The 22,805-nt window shown below is 58.6% G+C and carries 22 protein-coding genes; 11 read left to right on the plus strand and 11 right to left on the minus strand.

The window, feature by feature from the left end:
* Positions 1–107 precede the first annotated feature (107 nt).
* Entirely contained in the window at positions 108–872 is a 765-nt protein-coding gene (gene pdhR / locus ACL2XF_RS15810) for a pyruvate dehydrogenase complex transcriptional repressor PdhR (RefSeq protein ID WP_162363949.1), read from the minus strand.
* Positions 873–1,452: 580 nt separating this feature from the next.
* Here pdhR and ACL2XF_RS15815 point away from each other — a divergent pair.
* The 3 genes from ACL2XF_RS15815 (at position 1,453) to ACL2XF_RS15825 (ending at position 5,418) form a co-directional block, all read left to right on the plus strand.
* Entirely contained in the window at positions 1,453–2,829 is a 1,377-nt protein-coding gene (locus ACL2XF_RS15815; RefSeq protein WP_410016396.1) for an amino acid permease, read from the plus strand.
* Between the two features lie 198 nt (positions 2,830–3,027).
* Positions 3,028–4,431, plus strand: a complete 1,404-nt coding sequence (locus ACL2XF_RS15820; protein ID WP_413727145.1) for a glycoside-pentoside-hexuronide (GPH):cation symporter — start codon at positions 3,028–3,030, stop codon at positions 4,429–4,431.
* Between the two features lie 27 nt (positions 4,432–4,458).
* Positions 4,459–5,418, plus strand: coding sequence for a family 43 glycosylhydrolase (locus tag ACL2XF_RS15825; protein WP_410016398.1), 960 nt, complete (start codon positions 4,459–4,461; stop codon positions 5,416–5,418).
* Between the two features lie 39 nt (positions 5,419–5,457).
* On the opposite strand, the gene ampE is transcribed toward ACL2XF_RS15825, so the two are convergent.
* A complete protein-coding gene (gene ampE, locus ACL2XF_RS15830) occupies positions 5,458–6,312 on the minus strand; it encodes a beta-lactamase regulator AmpE (protein WP_410016399.1) in 855 nt (284 codons plus the stop codon).
* A complete protein-coding gene (ampD, locus tag ACL2XF_RS15835; protein ID WP_410016400.1) occupies positions 6,309–6,887 on the minus strand; it encodes a 1,6-anhydro-N-acetylmuramyl-L-alanine amidase AmpD in 579 nt (192 codons plus the stop codon). The genes ampE and ampD overlap by 4 nt, the downstream gene beginning before the upstream one ends.
* Positions 6,888–6,980: 93 nt before the next feature.
* Between ampD and nadC the strand changes: the two genes are divergently transcribed.
* The 4 genes from nadC (at position 6,981) to hofC (ending at position 10,953) form a co-directional block, all read left to right on the plus strand.
* Positions 6,981–7,871, plus strand: a complete 891-nt coding sequence (nadC, locus tag ACL2XF_RS15840) for a carboxylating nicotinate-nucleotide diphosphorylase (protein ID WP_410016401.1) — start codon at positions 6,981–6,983, stop codon at positions 7,869–7,871.
* Between the two features lie 212 nt (positions 7,872–8,083).
* Entirely contained in the window at positions 8,084–8,524 is a 441-nt protein-coding gene (ppdD, locus tag ACL2XF_RS15845; protein WP_410016402.1) for a prepilin peptidase-dependent pilin, read from the plus strand.
* A 3-nt stretch (positions 8,525–8,527) separates the two neighbouring features.
* Complete coding sequence (locus ACL2XF_RS15850) at positions 8,528–9,751, plus strand: ATPase, T2SS/T4P/T4SS family (RefSeq protein WP_410016403.1); 1,224 nt, start codon at positions 8,528–8,530, stop codon at positions 9,749–9,751.
* A complete protein-coding gene (gene hofC / locus ACL2XF_RS15855) occupies positions 9,748–10,953 on the plus strand; it encodes a protein transport protein HofC (RefSeq protein ID WP_410016404.1) in 1,206 nt (401 codons plus the stop codon). The genes ACL2XF_RS15850 and hofC overlap by 4 nt, the downstream gene beginning before the upstream one ends.
* A gap of 135 nt (positions 10,954–11,088) precedes the next feature.
* Here hofC and ACL2XF_RS15860 read toward each other — a convergent pair whose 3' ends face one another.
* Complete coding sequence (locus tag ACL2XF_RS15860) at positions 11,089–12,132, minus strand: GMP reductase (protein WP_410016405.1); 1,044 nt, start codon at positions 12,130–12,132, stop codon at positions 11,089–11,091.
* A gap of 191 nt (positions 12,133–12,323) precedes the next feature.
* Here ACL2XF_RS15860 and coaE point away from each other — a divergent pair, with 191 nt between their 5' ends.
* The 3 genes from coaE (at position 12,324) to yacG (ending at position 13,975) form a co-directional block, all read left to right on the plus strand.
* Complete coding sequence (gene coaE / locus ACL2XF_RS15865; RefSeq protein ID WP_413727146.1) at positions 12,324–12,947, plus strand: dephospho-CoA kinase; 624 nt, start codon at positions 12,324–12,326, stop codon at positions 12,945–12,947.
* Positions 12,944–13,699 carry a cell division protein ZapD gene (gene zapD / locus ACL2XF_RS15870; protein ID WP_410016407.1) on the plus strand — a complete coding sequence of 252 codons (756 nt, stop codon included), beginning with the start codon at positions 12,944–12,946 and terminating at the stop codon, positions 13,697–13,699. Before coaE ends, zapD begins: the two co-directional genes overlap by 4 nt.
* 93 nt (positions 13,700–13,792) lie before the next feature.
* Entirely contained in the window at positions 13,793–13,975 is a 183-nt protein-coding gene (gene yacG, locus ACL2XF_RS15875; RefSeq protein WP_410016623.1) for a DNA gyrase inhibitor YacG, read from the plus strand.
* A gap of 35 nt (positions 13,976–14,010) precedes the next feature.
* Here yacG and mutT read toward each other — a convergent pair whose 3' ends face one another.
* The 3 genes from mutT to secM all read right to left on the minus strand — a co-directional run bounded on the left by mutT (position 14,011) and on the right by secM (position 17,818).
* Entirely contained in the window at positions 14,011–14,403 is a 393-nt protein-coding gene (mutT, locus tag ACL2XF_RS15880; protein WP_410016624.1) for an 8-oxo-dGTP diphosphatase MutT, read from the minus strand.
* A gap of 87 nt (positions 14,404–14,490) precedes the next feature.
* Positions 14,491–17,208: a preprotein translocase subunit SecA gene (secA, locus tag ACL2XF_RS15885; protein ID WP_410016408.1), complete on the minus strand. Its 2,718-nt coding sequence runs from the start codon at positions 17,206–17,208 to the stop codon at positions 14,491–14,493.
* A gap of 88 nt (positions 17,209–17,296) precedes the next feature.
* Positions 17,297–17,818 (minus strand): secA translation cis-regulator SecM, encoded by a 522-nt coding sequence (secM, locus tag ACL2XF_RS15890; protein ID WP_413722143.1) that lies wholly within the window; start codon positions 17,816–17,818, stop codon positions 17,297–17,299.
* Between the two features lie 27 nt (positions 17,819–17,845).
* On the opposite strand from secM, the gene ACL2XF_RS15895 reads away from it, so the two are divergent.
* Entirely contained in the window at positions 17,846–18,373 is a 528-nt protein-coding gene (locus ACL2XF_RS15895; protein ID WP_413727147.1) for a DUF721 domain-containing protein, read from the plus strand.
* A gap of 30 nt (positions 18,374–18,403) precedes the next feature.
* On the opposite strand, the gene lpxC is transcribed toward ACL2XF_RS15895, so the two are convergent.
* The 4 genes from lpxC to ftsQ all read right to left on the minus strand — a co-directional run bounded on the left by lpxC (position 18,404) and on the right by ftsQ (position 22,746).
* Complete coding sequence (gene lpxC / locus ACL2XF_RS15900) at positions 18,404–19,321, minus strand: UDP-3-O-acyl-N-acetylglucosamine deacetylase (RefSeq protein ID WP_410016411.1); 918 nt, start codon at positions 19,319–19,321, stop codon at positions 18,404–18,406.
* A gap of 100 nt (positions 19,322–19,421) precedes the next feature.
* Positions 19,422–20,582 (minus strand): cell division protein FtsZ, encoded by a 1,161-nt coding sequence (gene ftsZ, locus ACL2XF_RS15905; RefSeq protein ID WP_413727148.1) that lies wholly within the window; start codon positions 20,580–20,582, stop codon positions 19,422–19,424.
* Between the two features lie 71 nt (positions 20,583–20,653).
* Positions 20,654–21,910: a cell division protein FtsA gene (gene ftsA / locus ACL2XF_RS15910; RefSeq protein WP_162363969.1), complete on the minus strand. Its 1,257-nt coding sequence runs from the start codon at positions 21,908–21,910 to the stop codon at positions 20,654–20,656.
* 2 nt (positions 21,911–21,912) lie between these two features.
* Positions 21,913–22,746 carry a cell division protein FtsQ gene (gene ftsQ, locus ACL2XF_RS15915; protein ID WP_413727149.1) on the minus strand — a complete coding sequence of 278 codons (834 nt, stop codon included), beginning with the start codon at positions 22,744–22,746 and terminating at the stop codon, positions 21,913–21,915.
* Positions 22,747–22,805: the final 59 nt, after the last annotated feature.

Raw genomic sequence — 22,805 nt, forward strand, 5'->3', positions numbered from 1 at the left:
TCCTCACTCACCCCGGTCGCTTACTTGAGTAAGCTCCCGGGGATTCGCTGTGTCGCCGCCTTCCTGCAACTCGAATTATTTAGGGCATAGCTCCCGTCGCCGGAGGCTTAGTCCTTGCGTTGCTGGAGCCGGCGCAGCGATCGTTCGCGCCTGCTGTGTTCCCGACTGAGGTCCAGCAAAATTTCCTCAATAAACGCCAGATGGCGGTGAGAAGCTTCGCGCGCTTTTTCCGGCTCGCGTGCCACTATCGCCGCGAAGATCCCGGCGCGGTGACTGCTCACCTGCGCCAGCATTTCCCGGCGCGAGTAGAGCAATTCAAAATTCTGACGTACGTTTTTTTCCAGCATCGGCCCCATACAGCGCACCAAATGCAATAAAACCGCATTATGGGCGGCTTCGGTGACGGCGATTTGATACTGCAGTACGGCATCGGCTTCGGCGTCGAGATCGCCGTTTTCCTGGGCCTGCTGGATAATCTGGTGGCAATCGCGAATGCGGTCGAGGTCCTCTTCCGTACCGCGCAGCGCGGCGTAATAAGCGGCAATCCCCTCGAGGGCATGGCGCGTTTCCAGCAGATCGTATTGTGATTCCGGGTGTTCGGCCAGCAGTTCAGCCAGTGGGTCGCTGAAGCTTTGCCAAAGATTGCTTTGAACAAATGTCCCGCCGCCCTGGCGGCGCAGGAGCAGGCCTTTGCCTTCAAGACGCTGGATGGCTTCCCTTAGGGAGGGACGGGAAACGTCGAACTGTTTGGCGAGTTCGCGCTCCGGCGGCAGCTTTTCACCGGGACGCAACGTCCCTTCCAGAATCAAATATTCCAGTTGCTGCTCGATGACATCCGAAAGTTTTGCCTGGCGGATTTTACTATAGGCCATTTATAATCATCTTTGCGATTGGCGCGGAGTCAATTGGTAATACCAATTTCATAAACGTGACGCTAAAGTAACAAAGTATTCACCTCCTGTCCATGACGGCTTTGACCTAAATCATGAAACACCGCACATTTAAACAATTGCACTAAGCTTGTGCTGCAATTTGATAACTATCCAGTTCCATCCACTGAATTTGAGAAATGACATATTTAACCATTTTGCAACGTTCAATCCGCCAAGCTGAACCGTTTGAGCCAATATTTTAGATTAAATAATAAGCAAATATTGCCTGGCAAAGTGTAACCATAACATTGTTGCTACATCTTTTTTTACAACATCCGTTTTTTACCGCTTCTCCTGGAAAATGCGTCAGATCATGCGGGTTTTGTATTTTCCCGTCCGACCCCATAAATCAGGTGCAAACTTTTTTGCATACCACTATTCTTGTGCCAACGACAGCCCGCGACAAAAAATAGCTCGACGGCTAACGTAAAATATAACGTACATAAAACGTAATGCAGGGATTACAGACCGCAATTTTACACTGGGATGGTCCGCAGACCGTACTAAAAGAGGATTTTCGATGGATGGTAAACAGCGCGGAGAGACGCTGAAACGCGGGCTAAAAAACCGCCATATTCAGCTTATTGCCTTAGGTGGCGCGATCGGCACGGGCTTGTTCCTGGGGATTGCCCAAACGATTAAAATGGCCGGTCCGTCGGTGATCCTGGGCTATGCCATCGGCGGCTTTATCGCCTTTCTCATTATGCGTCAATTAGGGGAAATGGTGGTCGAGGAACCGGTAGCCGGTTCGTTCAGCCATTTTGCCTATAAATACTGGGGCGATTTTGCCGGCTTTGCTTCCGGCTGGAATTACTGGGTGCTGTACGTACTGGTCGCCATGGCGGAACTGACCGCCGTGGGCATTTATATGAATTACTGGTGGCCGGGCCTGCCGACCTGGATCTCAGCGGCACTATTTTTTATCGTCATTAACGTCATCAACCTCGCCAACGTCAAGGTGTACGGCGAGATGGAATTTTGGTTTGCCATTATCAAAGTCGTCGCCATTATCGCGATGATTGTGTTTGGCGCCTGGTTGCTGATAAGCGGCCACGGCGGCCCGGACGCCAGCGTGACCAACCTCTGGGCCCAGGGCGGGTTCTTCCCCAATGGCGTCAGCGGCCTGATTATGGCGATGGCGGTGATCATGTTTTCGTTCGGCGGCCTGGAGCTGGTGGGCATTACCGCCGCCGAAGCCGATAACCCGGAGCAAAGCATACCCAAAGCCACCAACCAGGTCATCTATCGCATCCTGCTGTTTTATATCGGCTCGCTGGCTATTCTGCTGTCGTTGTATCCCTGGAGCAAAGTGGTGGAAGGCGGCAGTCCCTTTGTGCTGATTTTCCATGCGCTCAACAGCGACTGGGTGGCGACCATCCTTAACCTGGTGGTGCTGACCGCTGCGCTATCGGTATACAACAGCTGCGTCTACAGCAACAGCCGTATGCTGTACGGCCTGGCGCGCCAGGGCAACGGCCCAAGGCTGCTGGCGGCGGTCGATCGTCGTGGCGTACCGGTCATGGCGATCGGCGTGTCGGCCCTGGCGACCGCCGTTTGCGTGCTGATCAACTATCTGATGCCCGGAAAAGCCTTCGGCCTGTTGATGGCGCTGGTGGTTTCCGCCCTGGTCATCAACTGGGGCATGATAAGCCTGGCGCACCTGAAGTTTCGCCGCGCCATGGCCCGCCAGGCCAGGGTGACGAAATTCCAGGCGCTGTGGTACCCGTTCGGCAACTATCTGTGCCTGCTGTTTATGGCGGCGATCCTGGTGGTGATGCTGATGACCCCCGGCATGGAAATTTCGGTCTACCTGATCCCGGTGTGGCTTTGCCTGCTCGGCATCGGCTTTTATTTTAAACAGAAAAATCAGCGCGCGTCCGGCGAACTGAGCCGTTAAGCCGCCTTCTGCGCGGCCTGGCTGGCCGCGCAAAGTTCTTTCCGCCGGCCTGCGCGACAAAATGCCGGCGCCTTCACAAATTTCCCGTTATGACCCGTTTGTCCATTTCATCAACCCGATCCTGCCGATCCTTTCACGCCGAATAGGCCAATACTGCCTGTTGTACTTCATGTCTTGTTTACAACGGAGAGTAGATCCATGAAAACACAGGCTTTGTCATTAACGGAAAAAATGGGTTTCGGCATGGGAGATGCCGGCTGCAATATGGTATGGGGTTCCATTACCATGTTCCTGGCCTATTTTTACACCGACGTTTTCGGCCTGGCGCCGGCCCTGGTGGGCGTATTGCTGCTGTCGGTGCGCATTATCGACGCGGTCACCGACCCGATCATGGGCGCCATCGCCGATCGCACGCGCTCCAAATGGGGCCGGTTCCGGCCTTATCTGCTGTGGCTGTCGGTGCCGTTCGCGGTGTTCAGCATTTTAATGTACACCACGCCGGACTGGAGCTACGGCGCCAAAGTGGTGTATGCCTTCGCCACCTATTTCCTGATGTCGCTGATTTACACCGCCATTAATATTCCCTACTGTTCACTCGGCGGGGTGATTTCCAGCGATCCGCAGGAGCGGGTCTCCTGCCAGTCCTGGCGTTTTATCCTGGTTGGCGTGGCGACGTTGATTATTTCGCTCACCCTGCTGCCGATGGTGGATTGGTTTGGCGGCGGCAACCGGGCCAAGGGGTTTCAATGGGCGATGACGGTGTTATCGATTATCGGTTGCCTGATGTTTTTATTCTGCTTCGCCACCGTGCGCGAACGCGTTAAACCGGCGATCCCGACCCATGACGCGCTGAAGGCCGATCTGCGCGATATCTGGAAAAACGACCAATGGGTACGCATTCTGCTGCTGACCTTCTTTAACGTTTGTCCCGGTTTTATCCGCATGGCGGCCACCATGTACTACGTGACCTATGCCATGGATAAAACCTCCGGGTTCGCCAGTATGTTTATCAGCCTGGGGGTCGTGGGCATGATGATCGGCAGTTGGCTGGCCAAACCGTTGACCGACCGCTTTTGCAAGCTGAAGGTATTTTTCTGGACCAATATTATCCTGGCGCTGTTTTCCTGCGGTTTCTATTTCCTTGATCCGCATCTGACCACGCTTATCCTGGTGATGTATTTCCTGCTCAATATCCTGCACCAGATCCCCTCGCCGTTGCACTGGTCGCTCATGGCGGACGTCGATGACTACGGCGAGTGGAAAACCGGCAAACGCATTACCGGCATCAGCTTTTCCGGCAATTTGTTTTTCCTGAAGGTCGGACTGGCAGTGGCCGGCGCCTTTGTCGGTTTTATCCTGTCCGCCTATGGCTATCGCGGTGACGCCATCACGCAAAGTCCCGGCGCCGTCCAGGGCATCGTGCTGCTGTTTACCGTGATCCCGGGCGTCGGTTATCTTATCACCGCGGGCGTGGTCAGGCTGCTGAAAGTGGATCGGCAACTGATGCGGCAAATCCAGGACGATCTGGAAAAACGCCGGGAGAATTATCATGAACTGGGCGCCTGGCGCGAGGACTCCCTGCTGGAAACCAAACATCCGTAAACCGCAGAATAAACAGGAGACGCTATCATGACCGAAGGACATTGGCCGAACCCACTGATAGAGCAGCGCGCCGACCCCTTTATCTACCGCCATCACGACGGGTACTACTATTTTATCGCCTCGGTGCCGGAATACGACCGGCTGGAGATCCGCCGCGCGACCACGCTTGCCGGCCTGGCGCGGGCCGAGCCGGCGGTGATATGGCGCAAGCCGGCCACCGGCGAAATGAGCGCGTTGATCTGGGCGCCTGAACTGCATGTTATCGACGGGAAATGGATTATTTATTTTGCCGCCGCCAAAACGCCTGACATTGTCGACGGGCTGTTCCAGCATCGTATGTTTGCGCTGGAGTGCGCCGATGACAATCCATTAACCGGGCGATGGCGTGAAAAAGGCCGCATCATAACGCCGCTCGATACCTTTTCGCTGGATGCGACGCATTTTGTCCACCGGGACAAGCATTATTACCTGTGGGCGCAGAAAGATCCGGCTATTCGGGGCAACTCCAATCTTTACCTGGCCGAACTGGCGACGCCCACCTCGCTTAACACCGCGCCGGTGATGATTAGCCGTCCTGAACTGCCGTGGGAAACCATCGGTTTTTGGGTTAACGAGGGGCCGGCGTTTATCCGCCACGGGCGACGGCTGTTTATTACCTATTCGGCCAGCGCCACCGACGAGAATTATTGTATCGGTTTGCTGTGGGCCGACGCTGACGCCGATATTACCGACCCGGCGCAGTGGCATAAGCTGCCGCAGCCGGTGTTCCGCACCCATAGGCGACACCGGCAGTTCGGGCCGGGCCATAACAGCTTTACCATTGGGGAACGGGGCGAGGATGTGCTGGTCTATCACGCCCGCCCGTATACGGAAATTACCGGCGATCCGTTGTACGACCCCAACCGGCATACCCGGGTTAAAGCCTTTGACTGGGATGAGGACGGCATGCCCCGCTTTGGCGAACCACCGGCGGACACCGCGGGTTAGCCGGGCGGATAACCACGCCGGGCGGTGGCGCTGACGGCGTTAAACCAGCGCGCCGTAGATGGTCAGCAGCGCCACCACCACCACAATCACCTGGGTGATTTTTTTCGCCAGCGATACCGCCGCGCGCGGCGTCAGCACGTCGTCCAGATGCGGTTCCCGCGCCAGCGAGAACTGTGCCAGCCGGGTTAATACCTGATATTGGCCGGTATGCACATCCGCCAGGGACGCAAACCATGCGGGCAGCGCTTTTTCACCGTGTCCCAGCAGCGCGTAGGCCACCCCCGCCAGACGCACCGGAATCCAGTCCAGCCAGTGCAACAGCATATCGATGCCGGAACGCGCGCGCTTGAGTGGCGTGGAGCGGCGCGCCATCCAGGTTTGGTACGCGCGCAGGAAAGCATAGCCGGCCAGCGCCACCGGACCGTACGGGCCGCCGACCACCAGCCAGAACAGCGGCGCCAGGTAAAAACGGAAGTTTATCCACAACAGGGCGTTCTGCAGTTCGCGCAGACGCTCCTCTTTATCGCAATCCACCGGCAGGCCGTGGATCAAGGCCAGTTCTTCGCTCATGGCGTCGCAGGCGTGGCCGTCGCTGGCGGCCGCGGCCCGCAAATAGGCCCGATAGTGCTTACGGATGCCGCCGGCGCCGATGCATAACAGGGAAATGATGATCCACAGCACCAGCAACGGCACGCCAAAAAACCAGTTAGCCAGCAGCCGCAGGCACAGCGCCACGATAATCATCCAGCCCAGGGCCATTAAAACGGTCAGGGCCAGGGAGGCATGACGGATGCGGACAAACACCCGTTCCAGATGGTGATCCAGTTGCCAGTGCTCGCCCTGCTTGAACAGGCGTTCCCAGGCCAAAACCAATAGTAGCGTAAACAGCGTCATGAACCCTGACTCTCCTTCTTTATGTCCCCGCAGCGCGCAGCAACCAGCCGCAGGTAATGTTGCCACCGAAACGACGGCCCGGGATCGGTTTTACGCGCCGGGGCGATAGCGCTATGGCCGGTAATGCGCGCCGGCGTAATCGGATAATGCCGCATCAACAAGGCGGTCAGCGCGGCCAGCCGGTGGTACTGCGCGTCGGTGTAAGGGATATTATCGGTGCCTTCAAGCTCGATACCAATGGAAAAATCATTGCAGCGTTCCCGGCCGTCGAACGTCGATACGCCCGCATGCCAGGCGCGTTTATCAAACGGCACGTACTGGACAATTTCGCCGTCGCGGCGAATCAGGCAGTGCGCGGAAACCCGCAACTGATAAACCTGGCGGAAAAAGGGATGCGCCGCGGGATCGAGCGTGCCGGTAAAGAGCCGGTCGATATCCCCGCCGCCGAAGCGGCCCGGCGGCAGGCTGATATTATGCACGACCAATAGCGATGGCGCCTCGTGCGCGGGCCGCTCATCGCAATGCGGCGACAACACGTGCCTGACCCCCCGCACCCAGCCATTTTCCAACCGCATTATTCACCTCGCGCAGACCGGCGGTGGTACTTATCCCAGCAACAGAGTAGCATGTTTCTCCGATTCCCTTTATCCGCTATTTCGGAGTTTTTTATGCCGACACGCCGTTATAACGTCGAACGCCGCCGGGCCGAATTGCTTGAGCGTATTCAGCATGATATCCCCTTATCCGTCACCCAGGCCCTGCGCGAAGACCTGGGCGGCACCACCGACGCCAAAGCCGATATCACCGCCCGTTTGCTTGCGCAGGAGAGCGAGGCCAGCGCGGTTATCATCACCCGGGAAAACGGTATTTTCTGCGGCCAGCGCTGGCTTGAGGAAGTCTTTGCCCAGCTCGGCGGCGGTGTTTCCGTCGCGTGGCAGGTACAGGACGGCGATGCGATCCGCGTCAACCAGCCGCTGTGCCGTTTAAGCGGCCCCGCGCATCTGCTGCTCACCGGCGAGCGCACCGCGCTGAATTTTGTGCAGACGCTGTCCGGGGTGGCCAGCGAGGTCAAACGTTACGTTGATCTTCTGGCCGGCACCGGGACCCAACTGCTCGATACCCGCAAGACGCTGCCCGGCCTGCGCACCGCGCTGAAATACGCCGTGCTGTGCGGCGGCGGCGGCAATCACCGCCTGGGGCTGGCGGACGCCTTCCTGATCAAGGAAAACCATATCATCGCCGCCGGCTCTATCGCCAACGCGGTGGCCAACGCACTGGCCCTGCGCGACGATGTGCCGGTGGAGGTGGAAGTGGAAACCCTGGACGAGCTGCGCCAGGCGCTGGACGCCGGCGCCGATATCATCATGCTGGATAATTTTACGCCGGCCGATATGCAGCGGGCGGTGGCGGCCACACAAAAGCGCGCCCTGCTGGAAGTCTCGGGCAATGTCACGCTGGACACGCTCCGTGAATTTGCCCAAACCGGGGTGGACTATATCTCCGTGGGCGCGCTGACCAAACATATCCGCGCGCTGGACTTGTCGATGCGGTTCCAGTAGCCGGGCATCCCATACCACAGGCCTTCGGTCATCTCCGAAGGCCTTTCCCCCCTCCTTATCCTTAATTTTGCGGCATCCTACGCAAAATTCCTAAACATCAGGTCACTCATCGCGTTTTTTTTGCCAACCATTATCCCGTATGGCGACCCGCCGCTGGCCGGCCGAAGGCGTTGCCGGTAAGGTCGGGGCAGGATCGGCTGCGAGGGAAACGCATGTTTAATCAACAGGGATTTACCTTGGTGGAATTAATGGTGGTAATCGCCATTATCGCCATGCTCAGCGCTATCGGCCTGCCCGGCTACCAGCGCTATCTGGATAAAGCCGCCATGACGGATATGCTGCAGATGCTGGCCCCCTATAAATCGGCGGTGGAGCTGTGCGCGTTGCAGCGCGGCGAGGTCCGGGAGTGCCAGGCGGGCCAGGACGGCATACCCGAGGGCATGGCCTCGCGTTATGTCGACCGGGTCACGGTGCAGGACGGCGTCATCAGCCTGACCGGCAGACAGGCGCTGAAGGGCCTGACCCTGGCCTTGACGCCCAAACGGCACGGCGACGGGTTGCGCTGGGGCAGCGACTGCCGCGCCATGGAGAACGCCCGGCATCTGCTCGGGCCTTGCCAGGCGCTGTTTCACATGGATGGCGCGGAGGAGTAGCGGGTGACGGCAACCTACGATGACACGGCGCTGCGGGATTATATCGACGCGCTGCTCAACCAGGCACAAGCGCTCAAGGCGTCGGATATCCATATCGAACCCACGGGCGCGGCCGAGTATCGCATCCGGTTGCGCGTAGACGGCCTGCTGCGGGAAAGCGCCCATTGCATGCCAATACTTGCTGCGCGCCTGCTGGTGTGCTTAAAGATGATGGCCCGGCTGGATATCGCCGAGCGGCGCCTGCCCCAGGACGGGCAATTTGTCTTCGGACCGCCTGACAGGCACTGCTCGTGCCGGCTCTCCACACTGCCGACGCTGCGCGGCGAGAAGCTGGTGCTGCGTCTGTTGCGCGGGGCGCCGGAAGATCTCGCCCTGGAGCGACTGGGCATGCCGGCGGCCCTGCGCCGGCGGTTCCTGCGCCTGCTGCACCGTCCCCAGGGATTGATTCTGCTCACGGGGCCGACCGGCAGCGGTAAAACCATGACGCTTTACAGCGCGCTGAATACCCTGGCGCGCGACAGGCTGAATATTTGCAGCGTGGAGGATCCGGTGGAAATGTCGCTGCCGGGCATGACCCAATGCCAGGTCAACGCCAAGGCCAGGCTGGATTTTCCGGCGTTGCTGCGCGCCCTGCTCCGCCAGGATCCCGATGTGGTCATGGTGGGTGAAATCCGCGATCGCGCGACCGCCGCCATGGCGGTTAACGCCGCCCAGACCGGTCATTTGGTACTGGCAACCCTGCATACCCGCTCCGCCGCGGATGCCGTGGCCCGTCTTAGCCAGTTCGGGCTGGACGCCGAGCTGGCGCGCTCCGCCCTGCTGCTGGTGATGGCGCAGCGGCTGGTCAGGCAGCTCTGCCCGCTATGCCGCCGCGAGGCAGGCGCGCCGGAACAAACGGCGCTGCGGCTGCCGCCGGGCTGGGCGCCTCGCCGTCAATGGCATGCCGTGGGTTGCGAACAGTGCCACCAGGGTTATGCCGGCCGGCGCGGCATTTTTCATTTGTTGCCGGCGCAGCCCTCCCCCCATGACGGTGCGTACCCCGGGGAAAGTCGCCAAAGCGGCCCATGCAATGCCGCACAGGCGGCAGGGCGCGCCATGAACGACGCGGCGTTCAACCGCAAAGGCCGGCCAGGTCCCTCGGGACTTTGGCGCGCGGGCCTGGTATTGGCGGCGCGGGGAGTGACCTCCCTTGATGAGCTGGCGCGGGTACTGGGTGAACCGGCATGACCGGCTTCTGGCTTTACTCCTGGCGCGGCGTTACCTCCGCCGGGGAAGCCTGTGCCGGGCAGATCCTCGGGCGGGATAAAACCTCGGCGCGCCGGCAGTTGATCCGCCGGGATCTGCAACCGTTTCACCTGCGTACCGCCGGCTATCTGGGGGCCGGCTATTGGCGCAGGCATCAGCTTGCCGCGCTGACCGCCCAATTGGCGACGCTGCTCGGCGCGGGGCTGCCGCTGCGCGAGAGTCTGGAGCTGCTGGCGGAAGATCACCCGCGCGCCGGCTGGCGGTGCCTGCTGCGCCTGCTGGGCGAAAAGATCGAGCAGGGCCACACCCTGTCCCAGGCCCTGGCCGACTTTCCCCAGGTCTTCCCACCGGTTTATTGCGCCATGATGGCGCTCGGCGAGCTGACCGGCCGGCTGGATCGCTGCTGCCTGGCGCTCGCCGACCATGAGGAACGGCTCGGCAGGTTAACAAAAAAAGTGACGGGCGCGCTGCGCTATCCGGCGTTTATCCTGCTGATGGCAACGATGGTCATGGGATTGCTCCTGGCATGGATTCTGCCGGAATTCTCCCGGCTCTATGCCGCCATCAATCTGCCCCTGCCCTGGCCGACCCGCTGCCTGCTGGCCGCGGCGGCAGGCGTGGAAGAGCATGCGCCGGCATTGTTTACCGGAGTAGCGCTGCTGTCCCTGGTTTACCGGCGGTTCTGCCATTACCATGACCGATGGCGGCGGCGCCTCCAGGCGGGGGTGTTATATTTGCCCGCGGTGGGGACGCTGCTGCGTCATCACGCGCTCTACCAGTTGTTCCAGACATTGGCCATGACCCACCCTGCCGGCGTGCCGCTGGATAATGGCCTGGAGATTGCCGCGCGCACCCTCGGCCATCCCTTGTACCGCGAGGCGGCGCTGCAATTACGGCGGCATATACAGCGGGGATATGCGCTGCATCAGGCGTTTTATCGCCATCGCCTGTTCCCGCGCCATTGCCACCAGCTTATCAAGACCGGCGAGTTTTCCGGCACGCTGGACGAGGTATTCCGCCGGCTGGCCAGCATGCATGAGGAACAGGCGCAACGGCGCGCCGACGCGCTGGCGCAGCTGGCCGAACCCCTGCTGCTGTTGATCATGGGCGCTCTGGTGTGCGCGCTGGTGATGGCGCTTTATCTGCCGCTGCTGCAAATGGGCGATCTGTTTGGCCACGGCTGACGCCGTCCCGGTGATGGGATGGTAATACGCAGGAACACGCCGGACCGGATCTGAGGCAGGCGGATGCAGACTTAAGGCGTGGGGCCGCAGGATGGCTATCATTCGCATGATAGCCATCTATAGGACCGCAACAGGCTACAGCTGGGTAAACACCTGGTTTTCCTGCTCGGCCACGCGGATAAAGGTGGTGCGTTTGGTCAGTTCTTTCAAGCGGGACGCGCCGACATAGGTACAGGCCGAGCGCAATCCGCCCAGGATATCGCGTATGGAGTGTTCGACCGGCCCGCGCAGCGGCAGCTTGACGGTTTTACCTTCCGCCGCCCGGTACTGCGCCACGCCGCCCACATGGCGGTTCATGGCCGACTCGGAGCTCATGCCGTAAAACAGCATGAATTTTTCGCCGTTTTCCTCCACCAGCGTGCCCTCGCATTCGTCATGGCCGGCCAGCATGCCGCCCAGCATGACAAAGTCCGCCCCGCCGCCGAAGGCTTTCGCCACGTCGCCCGGCACCGAGCAGCCGCCGTCGCTGACAATCTGGCCGCTTAAGCCATGGGCGGCGTCCGCGCATTCAATCACCGCCGACAATTGCGGGTACCCTACGCCGGTCTTGACGCGGGTGGTGCATACCGAGCCCGGTCCTATACCCACCTTGACGATATCGGCGCCAGACAGGATCAATTCCTCCACCATTTCACCGGTGACCACGTTGCCGGCGCAGATGACATTATTGGGACAGGCCGCGCGCGCTTTTTGCACAAAATTAACGAAATGCTCGGAATAGCCGTTCGCCACGTCGATGCAGATAAAGGTCAATAACGGCGACAGGGCCAGGATATGCTTCATTTTCACGAAGTCCGCTTCCGAGGTGCCGGTCGAGACCATGACATGCCGCAATACCGATTCAGGGGCCCGCGCAACAAAAGCGCGCCATTGCTCCACGCTATAATGTTTATGTACCGCGGTCACGACATCAAAGGATGCCAGGGCTTCCGCCATGCGAAAGGTGCCGACGGTGTCCATATTAGCGGCGATGATGGGCACGCCCGACCAGGAGCACCCAGGGTGCTTAAAGGTAAAGTCACGCTGCAGTTCGACGTCGGAGCGGCTCTTGAGGGTAGAACGCTTGGGGCGGATCAAGACGTCTTTAAAACCTAACTTGATATCTTCTTCAATACGCATAACGGTTTTTCCTGGTCAATGGCGACGGGTCGCTTATAAGTTTCGGGTACAGAATGCCAATTCCAGTGACGGTATCATACGCCGGATTATTCTTACGGCAAGACTGCGAAAACCGCCCGATATACGCTACAATCGTAGCAATTTACCTGCAAACGGGCAGAAAGGAATACAGTAAGGAGTCAGTAGACTGTATGCGTTATATTGTTGCATTAACAGGGGGAATCGGCAGTGGCAAAAGTACCGTGGCCAATGCCTTCGCCGCACTGGGTGCCACGATTGTCGACGCCGATGTTATCGCCCGCCAGGTTGTAGAACCGGGCAGCGACGCGCTGCGTGCCATACAGGCCCGTTTTGGCGCCGGGATCCTGCTGCCCGACGGACGACTTGACCGCTCATTGCTGCGCCAGCGCGTGTTCAGTTCACCCGCCGACAAGGACTGGCTTAACCGTTTGCTGCATCCGCTTATCCAACAAGAAACCCGGCAACAACTGGCCCGCGCCGATGGACATTACGTATTATGGGTGGTGCCGCTGTTAATTGAAAACCAATTGCAGTCCCAGGCGGACCGGGTACTGGTGGTCGATGTGCCGACAGAGATCCAGATTGCCCGCACCCTAAGCCGCGACGGCATCAGCCCCGACCAGGTCAAAAGCATTCTTGCCGCGCAGGTTTCACGCCAGCAGCGTCTGGCCTGTGCCGACGATATTATAGATAATAGCGGGCGTCCCGAAGCGCTAACGGCCGAGGTGGCAAAACTGCACCGCCGTTACCTTCAGCTTGCGGCATCAGCAACCCGACAGGATGAATTAAAATGAGTGACGTCTACTCGACCACGGTGCTGTTTGAGCATCCGTTAAATGAAAAAATGCGCACCTGGCTGCGTTTGGAATTTTTACTGCAGCAACTGTATAACTATCCGACGTTGACTGACATCTCAAGCGCGTTGCCGTTTTTTCGCAGCGTCTCCGATTTGCTGGATGTGCTTGAGCGTGGCGATGTACGCACTGAAATGCTCAAGGAACTGGACCGCCAGCAGCAGAAAATGCTGCAGTGGGACGGCGTGCCCGGCGTCGACAGTGAGCGCGTCAGGGCGCTGCGCAGCGAACTCAAACAGTGCGCCGCAGTATTGATGGCCGCGCCGCGCCTGGGACAGGCGGTACGCGAGGACCGTTTAATCGGCTCGGTGCGCCAGCGCCTGTCCATTCCCGGCGGTTGCTGCAGCTTTGATTTGCCCGGCCTGCATATCTGGCTTCATCTGCCGCAGACCGTGCGCGATCAGCAGGTGAATCTGTGGCTGAAAACATTTGACCCGCTGCACAGCGCATTAACCATTACGCTGGATTTGGTCCGGCATTCGGAACCCTTTAAAAACCAGATCAGCCTGAACGGCTTTTTCCAGGATAACGCCGAGGACGCCGATTTGCTGCGTATGCGCATCCCGCTGGTGTCCCAGCTTTACCCGCAGGTTTCCGGCCATAAAACCCGCTACGCCATCCGGTTCTTATCTCTGGACAGCGAAAACGGCGTGGTGCCGAACCGTTTGTCCTTTGAATTGGCCTGCTGTTGATCAATTGCGTTAAGATAACGGGTCGAGCACCGGTTGGCGTGACAGCCGACCCGATTTGCAAGGTTTCAGGAGTTAACATTGAGTGACGATATCATGGTAGTAAACTGCCCCACCTGCGGCGCGGACGTTGAGTGGACTGCGCAGAGCAAGTTCCGGCCTTTTTGCAGTAAACGCTGCCAGCTGATTGATCTCGGCGAATGGGCCGATGAGGAAAAAGTTATCCCCAGCGATACGCAGCTTACCGATAGCGAAGACTGGAGCGAAGATCAGCGCTGAAAGTGATATGGCCCCGGAGCGGGGCCGGATGCAGGTCAGGTCGCGGCGATAAGCTGGCGGATGATTGACGCATTGGCGGGCGGGAATTCATCGGCCCGCAGTTCCGCCTGGGGGCACCAGCGCACCGGCTGTCCCTCTTTGCCGTACGGCGTGCCTTGCCAGTCCTCGACCAGGAAAAAATAGAAGGCCATATCCCGATCGGCAAACTGGTGCTGGCTGGTGGCCAGCAGTTCGGCCCGTTCGACCCTGATGCCGGTCTCTTCCAGCAGTTCCCGTTTTAACGCCTGCTCGGGGGTTTCGCCCTCTTCCATTTTGCCGCCGGGGAATTCCCAGAAACCGCCCATATGCGAGTCCGCCGGCCGCTGGGCGATAAAGATCTGCTGTTGCGCATTACGGATAATGCCTACGGCAATGGTGCGAATAGTTATTGTCACAGGTACTCCGATAAAATCATCTCAGCACGGCTCAACGCCGTCACCCTAAGGCGACAGCGTCCCTAGCCTATCACTATTATATTATTGCTGTAATTTGCCGTGGCATTGCTTATATTTTTTACCGGAACCGCAGGGGCACGGATCGTTGCGCCCGACCTTGCGTCCCTCATGCACCGGCGTGTTGGCCAAGGCACCCACGTCGGCAAGCATCGGCTCGGGCTGGTGGCTAAGCTGCTGCTGGCGCGCCAGGCGCTCCGCCTCTTCACGACGCTGCTGCTCCAGGGCTTCCACTTCCTCGGGCATGCGCACCTGGACCTTGCTCAGGGTGCTGATGACTTCATATTTCAGCGATTCCAGCATGGCGGCAAACATGGCGAAAGATTCACGCTTGTATTCCTGCTTGGGATCTTTCTGGGCGTAACCACGCAGATGGATACCCTGGCGCAGATAGTCCATCGCAGCCAGATGTTCTTTCCATAAGGAATCAAGCGTTTGCAGCATCACGCCTTTTTCAAAGCTGCGCATCATCTCGGTGCCGACCACCTCCTCTTTACGCTTATACTGTTCCAGCGTTTGTTCCAGGATGCGCTCGCGCAGGGTTTCCTCGTGCAGGCCGGGCTCTTTATCCAGCCATTCCGCAATCGGCATATCCAGATCGAAATCGTCCTTCAGCCGTTTTTCCAGTCCCGGCACGTCCCACATTTCTTCCAGGGACTGCGGCGGGATATGATTGTCGAGCACGGTTTTCAGCACGTCCTCGCGGATGCTGATAATGGTCTCGCTGATATCGGCCACATCCAGCAGTTCGTTGCGCTGGCTATAGATAGCCCGGCGCTGGTCGTTGGCGACGTCATCGTATTCCAGCAGCTGTTTACGGATGTCGAAGTTGCGGCTTTCCACCTTGCGCTGCGCATTGGCGATAGCCTTGGTCACCCAAGGATGCTCGATGGCCTCGCCCGGTTTCATGCCCAGCTTGCGCATCATGCCGGTGACGCGGTCGGACGCGAAGATACGCATCAGGGCATCTTCCATTGACAGGTAGAAACGCGAGGAGCCGGCGTCGCCCTGACGGCCGGAACGGCCGCGCAGCTGGTTATCGATACGGCGCGATTCATGGCGTTCGGTACCGATGATATGCAGGCCGCCGGAGGCCAGCACCGCGTCGTGGCGAATCTGCCAGGCGGCTTTGATTGCGGCGATGTCCTCTTCGCTCGGGTTCTCCAGGTGGGAAATCTCCGCCTGCCAGCTGCCGCCGAGCACGATATCCGTACCGCGACCGGCCATGTTGGTGGCGATGGTCACGGCAAAGGGCGAACCGGCCTGGGCCACGATATCCGCTTCCATGGCATGGAATTTAGCGTTCAGCACCTTATGCTCGATGCCGGCTTTTTCCAGCTCGCGCGACACCACTTCGGATTTTTCGATGGAGATGGTCCCCACCAGCACCGGCTGCCCTTTGGCGGAGCAGGCCTTGATATCATCGATGATGGCGTCGATCTTTTCTTTTTCGGTCATATAGACCAGATCCGGTAAATCCTTGCGGATCATCGGCCGGTTGGTCGGCACCACGATAGTATCGAGCTTATAGATCGAGCTGAATTCAAAGGCCTCGGTATCGGCGGTACCGGTCATGCCGGCCAGTTTTTCATACAGGCGGAAGTAATTCTGGAACGTGATGGAGGCCAGCGTCTGGTTTTCGTTCTGGATCGCCACATGCTCCTTGGCCTCCACCGCCTGGTGCAGCCCGTCGGACCAGCGGCGTCCCGGCATGGTGCGGCCGGTATGTTCGTCGACGATGATCACCTCGCCGTCCTTGACGATATAGTCCACATCGCGCGAGAACAGCACGTGGGCGCGCAGCGCGGCGGTGACGTGATGCATCAGCATGATATTGGCCGGGGAATAGAGCGACTCGCCCTCTTCCATAATACCGGCCTGGACCATCAGTTCTTCAATCAGCACCAGGCCGCGCTCGGTGAGATTGACCTGGCGTGATTTTTCATCCACCGAAAAATGCCCCTCGCCCTGGAACGAGTCGGAGTCTTCTTTATCCTGGCGGATCAGGTGGGGAATGAGTTTATCCACCCGGATATACATTTCGGAGCTGTCTTCCGCCGGGCCTGAGATAATCAGCGGCGTACGGGCTTCATCGATAAGGATGGAGTCGACCTCATCCACCAGCGCGTAATGCAGTTTGCGCTGTACGCGCTCTTCCGGACTGAACGCCATGTTGTCGCGCAGGTAATCGAAACCGTATTCGTTATTGGTGCCGTAGGTAATATCGGCGGCATAGGCGGCGCGTTTGGCCGGAGCCGGCATATTCGGCAGGTTGATGCCGACGGTCAGCCCGAGGAATTCAAACAGCGGACGGTTGTTTTCGGCATCGCGCTGGGCCAGGTAGTCATTGACCGTGACCACATGGACGCCCCTGCCGCTCAGGGCGTTCAGGTACGCCGGCAGGGTGGCGGTCAGCGTTTTACCTTCACCGGTGCGCATTTCCGCGATGCAGCGGTCGTTAAGCACCATGCCGCCCTGTAGCTGGACATCGAAGTGGCGCATGCCGAAGACGCGTTTACTGGCCTCGCGCACCACGGCAAAGGATTCCGGCAGTAAGCTGTCAACGCTCTCGCCCTTCTCCAGACGGGCGCGGAACTCCACGGTCTTGGCGGCCAGCTGCGCGTCGCTCAGCTTTTCCAGCTCCGGCTCCATCCGGTTAATCAGTTCAACGGTTTTGCTCATGCGGCGCAGGGTACGATCGTTGCGACTACCAAAAACTTTTGTAAGCAGTTTAGATAACATAATTATTTAAATCTCGTCACGGCCGGCGCTGATTATCAGGCAGCGGCCAATAGATGCGTAAGGGGTATAAAAAGTCCGTGATATACGGTTAGCTGAGGCGGAGGGGTCCGGCGCGAATTCCCTGTACCTGAGCCAGGCGAATTCCTGTACGATGATCGATAACGGGCCGGTAGTCCGCCCGGGCGATATGACGAATGACGGCGGGCAGCTTGGGCTCGTGGGTCAGCAGGGCGCTAAGGGAGCTTAACAGGACCTGGCGCTGCAGGTTTAACGGGGCGGCATTGTCCGCCGTCAATGCGGGAACGCCGGCGTGCTGCGCCACCCAGGCAATGGACAAATGGCGGATGACCGTGCGAATGGCATGCTGATGCCAATAATCCACCGTAAACGACGGACGGCGCTGCGCATCCTTCAGCAGGGCCAGGTGGGTAAAGCCGGCGTGACAGGCGTTTTGCCGGCTCAGGCTTGGCAGGGTATTGGCGAGCTGCGCCTGCTCCTGCCCGCTGTTGAGGGCATAAGGCACGCCAAAGCCGGCCGCGACCATCCCCAACAGGAGATGCGGCCAGAAATAACGTCTGCCAAATTGTCGCCAACAATTTAAAATACCCATTACTTAATGCATTCCGCCGGAGTTGTTATGCGCGACAGTCGTCCACAATCCATTGATACCCTGTTTACTGTTCTTGCGACGCCGGAGCGCCAGACCCTGCAGCAAATCCAGCAACGCGCCGTGGCGCTGTTAAAGCTGAACCAGGCCGTGGCCGCGCTGCTTCCCGCGCCGATGAAACCCTGGTGTCGCGTAGCCAATTTCAGGCAAGGGGTATTGGTGCTTGAAACCGCCAATGCCAGTTGGATGATGAGGTTACGCTATGAACAATCACGGTTATTATCCGCTTTACGAGCGCAGATTCTACCATCATTGTCATCCATCGACATCAGGATTAACCCGACACTGGCAACAAAAGGGCATTTGATCACGCAAAACAGCAGCGAGCGGCAGAAAAAAGATCAGGGGGAGGACATAAAAAGACGCAGGCTAAGCCCGCAGAGCGCCGAGGCGATTCGCCACCTGGCGGCCCGCAGCCCCGAGAAGCTGCAAAAGCTGCTCGAACGGCTGGCAGGGCTGGCCGGAGAAGGTGCCAACCCCACCCGTCGTGGGAAATAACAGTCCGTTACAGCGCTAAATACCCGTGCGTCAGGCAATCACAAACGAGGGCGCGGCAAATGCCAGCGGCATTTCGGCTTCGTCTTCGAAGGTCACCATTTCCCAGGCTTCCTGGCGGGCCAGGACGGTCTGCAGCAATTTGTTATTTAATGCATGGCCCGGCTTGAACGCCGTAAACGAACCAATGATATTGTGGCCGCACATATACAGATCGCCGATACCGTCGAGCATTTTGTGGCGGACAAACTCATCCTCAAAACGCAGCCCATCTTCGTTCAGCACTTTATAATCATCAACCACGATGGCGCAGTCGAAACTACCGCCCAGGCACAGGCCCCGGGACTGGAGGTATTCGATGTCGCGCATAAACCCGAAGGTGCGCGCGCGGCTGATTTGCCGCACGAAAGACTCGGCGGAAAAATTCAGGCAATAACGTTGCGAGCTTGCATCGATCGCAGGATGTTTGAAATCAATGGTAAAATCGAGCTTGAAACCATTAAACGGCGTCAGTTCAGCCCATTTATCGCCATCTTCAACGCGAACCTTGTCCTTGATGCGCAGGAATTTCTTGGCGCAGTTAAGCTCCTCGATTCCGGCGTCCATCAGCAGATAGACAAAGGGGCTGGCGCTGCCGTCCATAATAGGAATTTCAGGCGCATTGACTTCAACGATGATGTTGTCGATGCCCAAACCTGCCAATGCGGCGTTAAGATGTTCGACGGTGGAGATACGAACATCATGCTCATTGACCAGACACGTGCAAAGCATGGTATCCCGCACCGATTTAGCATCCGCCGGGAAGTCCACCGGAGGATTCAAATCCGTGCGGCGATAGATGACCCCGGTGTTAGCCGATGCAGGGCGCAGGGTCAGTTTTACCTTTTTACCGGTATGTAAACCAACGCCTGTGGCCTGCACAATACGTTTCAGTGTCCGCTGTTTGATCATCAGTTTATCTCGCAATGTTATCCATACCACCGACACATTATAGGCTAACGTCGGTGGGGCAGTTTAGCACAAAGAGCGGAGATTCCCAATTTCGTCTGATTTAGTCGGCCTGCTTGCGCAAAAACGCCGGTATATCCAGGTAATCGGGTTCCTTGCCGGCCTGCGAGTTTTGCTCGTTGACCGCCTTGGCCGCAATTTTCTGCTCTTGCTGTATAGGCGACATGCCGTGATTATGCTGCTGATAGCGGTTTTCCATTACCGGCTGGCTGTTTTGCTTGTTGGTCACCAGGGTAATTTCAGGACGCTTGTCCATGCCGATACCGGTGGCCACCACCGTCACACGCAGTTCGTCGTTCATATCCGGGTCAAGGGAGGTGCCGATAACCACGGTCGCGTTGTCGGAGGCGAACGCGCGGATAGTGTTACCCACGGTTTCGAACTCATCCAGACGCAGGTCGAAGCCGGCGGTGATATTGACCAGTACGCCGCGCGCGCCGGACAAATCGATATCTTCCAGCAGCGGGCTGGAGATCGCCATTTCAGCCGCTTCTTCCGCGCGGTCTTCGCCGCTGGCAACGCCCGAGCCCATCATGGCGTAGCCCATTTCGGACATGACGGTGCGCACGTCGGCGAAGTCGACGTTCATCAGACCGGGACGGGTGATCAATTCCGCGATACCCTGCACCGCGCCTTTCAGTACGTCGTTGGCGGCGCCGAAGGCGTCCAGCAGCGAAATACCGCGTCCGAGCACCTTGAGCAATTTGTCGTTAGGGATGGTGATAAGCGAGTCCACGTGCTTGGACAGCTCGGCGATCCCCTGCTCGGCAAACGCCATGCGCTTCTTGCCTTCGAAATTAAACGGTTTGGTCACCACGGCCACGGTCAAAATGCCCAATTCCTTGGCCACTTCCGCCACCACGGGCGCAGCCCCGGTGCCGGTGCCGCCGCCCATGCCGGCCGCGATAAACACCATATCCGCGCCTTCCAGCGCCGCGCGCAGCGCTTCGCGATCTTCCTCGGCGGAATTGCGACCCACCTCGGGATTGGCGCCCGCACCCAGACCTTTGGTGATGCCGCCGCCAATCTGGATGGTCTGGCCGACCGCGGTTTTACGCAATGCCTGGGCATCGGTGTTGACCGCAAAAAATTCCACGCCTTCGATGCGTTCGCGCACCATATGCTCAACGGCGTTGCCGCCGCCGCCGCCGACGCCGATGACTTTAATCACCGCGTCGTTGGTTAATTCCATAGGTTCAAACATAGTTTCTCTCCGTTTTGTGCCTGTCGCATCGGAGCCAGCCGCCTGCACAGCATGACCCCGCAAGTAAACAATTAAAACTCTTTCCTCAGCCAGCTGCTGATGCGTTTGACCCAGTTGCTTACCGAGGTACGTTTTTCCACTTCAATCTCACCGCTCAAATGAGACTCTTTACCGTAATGCAATAACCCGACAGCGGTAGAATAGTACGGTGCCTGCGCATAATCCGTCAGACCGGTAATATTCAGCGGTTGTCCAATACGCACCTGCGTATGGAACACCCGTTGGGCGCAGGCCGCCAGGCCGTCGATTTGCGCCGCGCCGCCGGTTAACACGATACCGGCGGCCAGATGATGCTTAACCCCTTGCTGGCGAAGCTGCTCCTGCAGTTGCAGGATTTCGTCGTTCACCAGGTTCAATAATTCCGTATAACGCGGCTCAATCACTTCCGCCAGGGTCTGCCGTTGCAGACTGCGCGGCGGACGGCCGCCAACGCTTGGGACTTCGACGGTTTCGTCTTTGCTGACCGCCGAGCCCAGGGCGCAGCCGTGGCGCACCTTGATGGCCTCAGCGTCGGCCGGCGGCGTACCGAAGGCATAGGCGATATCGCTGGTCACCACGTTGCCGGCGTACGGTATCACCTTGGTATGCCGCAGGGCGCCCGCGGTATAGACCGCGATATCCATGGTGCCGCCGCCGATATCCACCACGCAGACGCCAAGTTCGCGCTCGTCCTCGGTCAGTACCGCGTAGCTGGACGCCAGGCCGGCGAAAATCAGCTGATCCACTTTCAGGCCGCAGCGCTCGACGGCTTTAACAATGTTCTTCGCCATATCATTATGGCAGGTTATCAGATGAACCTTAGCCTGCATGCGCACGCCGGATAAACCGACCGGATTTTTGATGCCTTCCTGGTAGTCGATGGCATAATCCTGGGGTATCACATGCAAAATCCGGTGTTCGTCGCGCACCCGCACGGATTTGGCGGTATGCACCACATTCTCCACATCTTCCTGCGTAACTTCTTCTTCTGAAATAGGAACCATCCCTATTTCGTTCTGGCAACTTATATGCTTGCCGGATAATGCCAGGTAAACCGAGGAGATTTGGCAATCCGCCATCAGCTCGGCCTGATCGATGGCGCGCTGGACGCATTTCACCACCGATTCGAGATCGTTTACGCCGCCTTTATCCATACCCCGGGAAGGACAGCTGCCCACCCCGATAATATTGACCATGCCATCGGGCAGAACTTCCCCTACCAATGCGGCGACCTTTGCCGTACCGATCTCCAGTCCAACTACCAGTTTTCTGTCCGTCGACTTGATCATTATTATTTAGCCTGTACCTGATTCTGTTGCGAAATACTATTTTGCTGCTGATCGATAAACGCCGGCGCCCAGCCTACCGCGACTCCCGCGTCATAGCGCAAATCCACATAGCTGATGCGTTTGTTATCGGTCCGGGCCTGCTGGAGTAGAACCGGATAAATCCCGATAAAGCGCTGCAAACGCCGGGCCCGGTCGTCGCGGCCCAATTCCAGCCGGATATCATCCGCAAGCGTCAGCTGCCAGGAGTGCCGGGCGCTCATACTGACCGTTTTTAACTGAAATTTATGGGCGGTCATCACTTCATTCATGGTGCGGTAACCCGTCAGCACATCCTGTTCGCTGCCTTCCGGTCCGTACAGCATCGGCATGGGCTGGTTGCCGATACGCTCGGCGGGAACGCTGAAGGCCTTGCCGCTGGCGTCCAGCATATGCAAATCGTTCCAGCGCGCCACCGGTACATATTCCACCAGGTGGATTTTGAGTTCATCGGGCCACTGCTTGCGCACGCTGGCCTGCTTGATCCACGGCAGCCGTTCTATCTGCTGCTGGATGACATTGACGTCCTGGGTCATAAACGTGCCCGGCGCGCCCAGCGCCAGTATCGCCTGGCGAATATCATCGTTGGTGGTGTAATAACGTTGTCCGGTAACCACCAGCCGGGAAAGCGGCAGACGATGCGCGTCTTTCATCCAGCCGACCACCATCCAGCCGCCCCAGACGATGGTGGCGAGCACCATCATCAGGAATATCAGCCCCGCCAGCTGGCCGCCGTTGCTGCGCCCTGTGGCGGCGCTTTCAGCCTCGCGGCTGCGGATGTTTATCGCTGCCTGGGACATATATCAGCCCGCCACGCTATCTGCGGGCCGCAACGGCACGCGGTGGTTGACGAAAACGC

This window comes from Sodalis sp. RH19 (assembly GCF_047324215.1).
Lineage (GTDB): Bacteria > Pseudomonadota > Gammaproteobacteria > Enterobacterales > Enterobacteriaceae > Acerihabitans.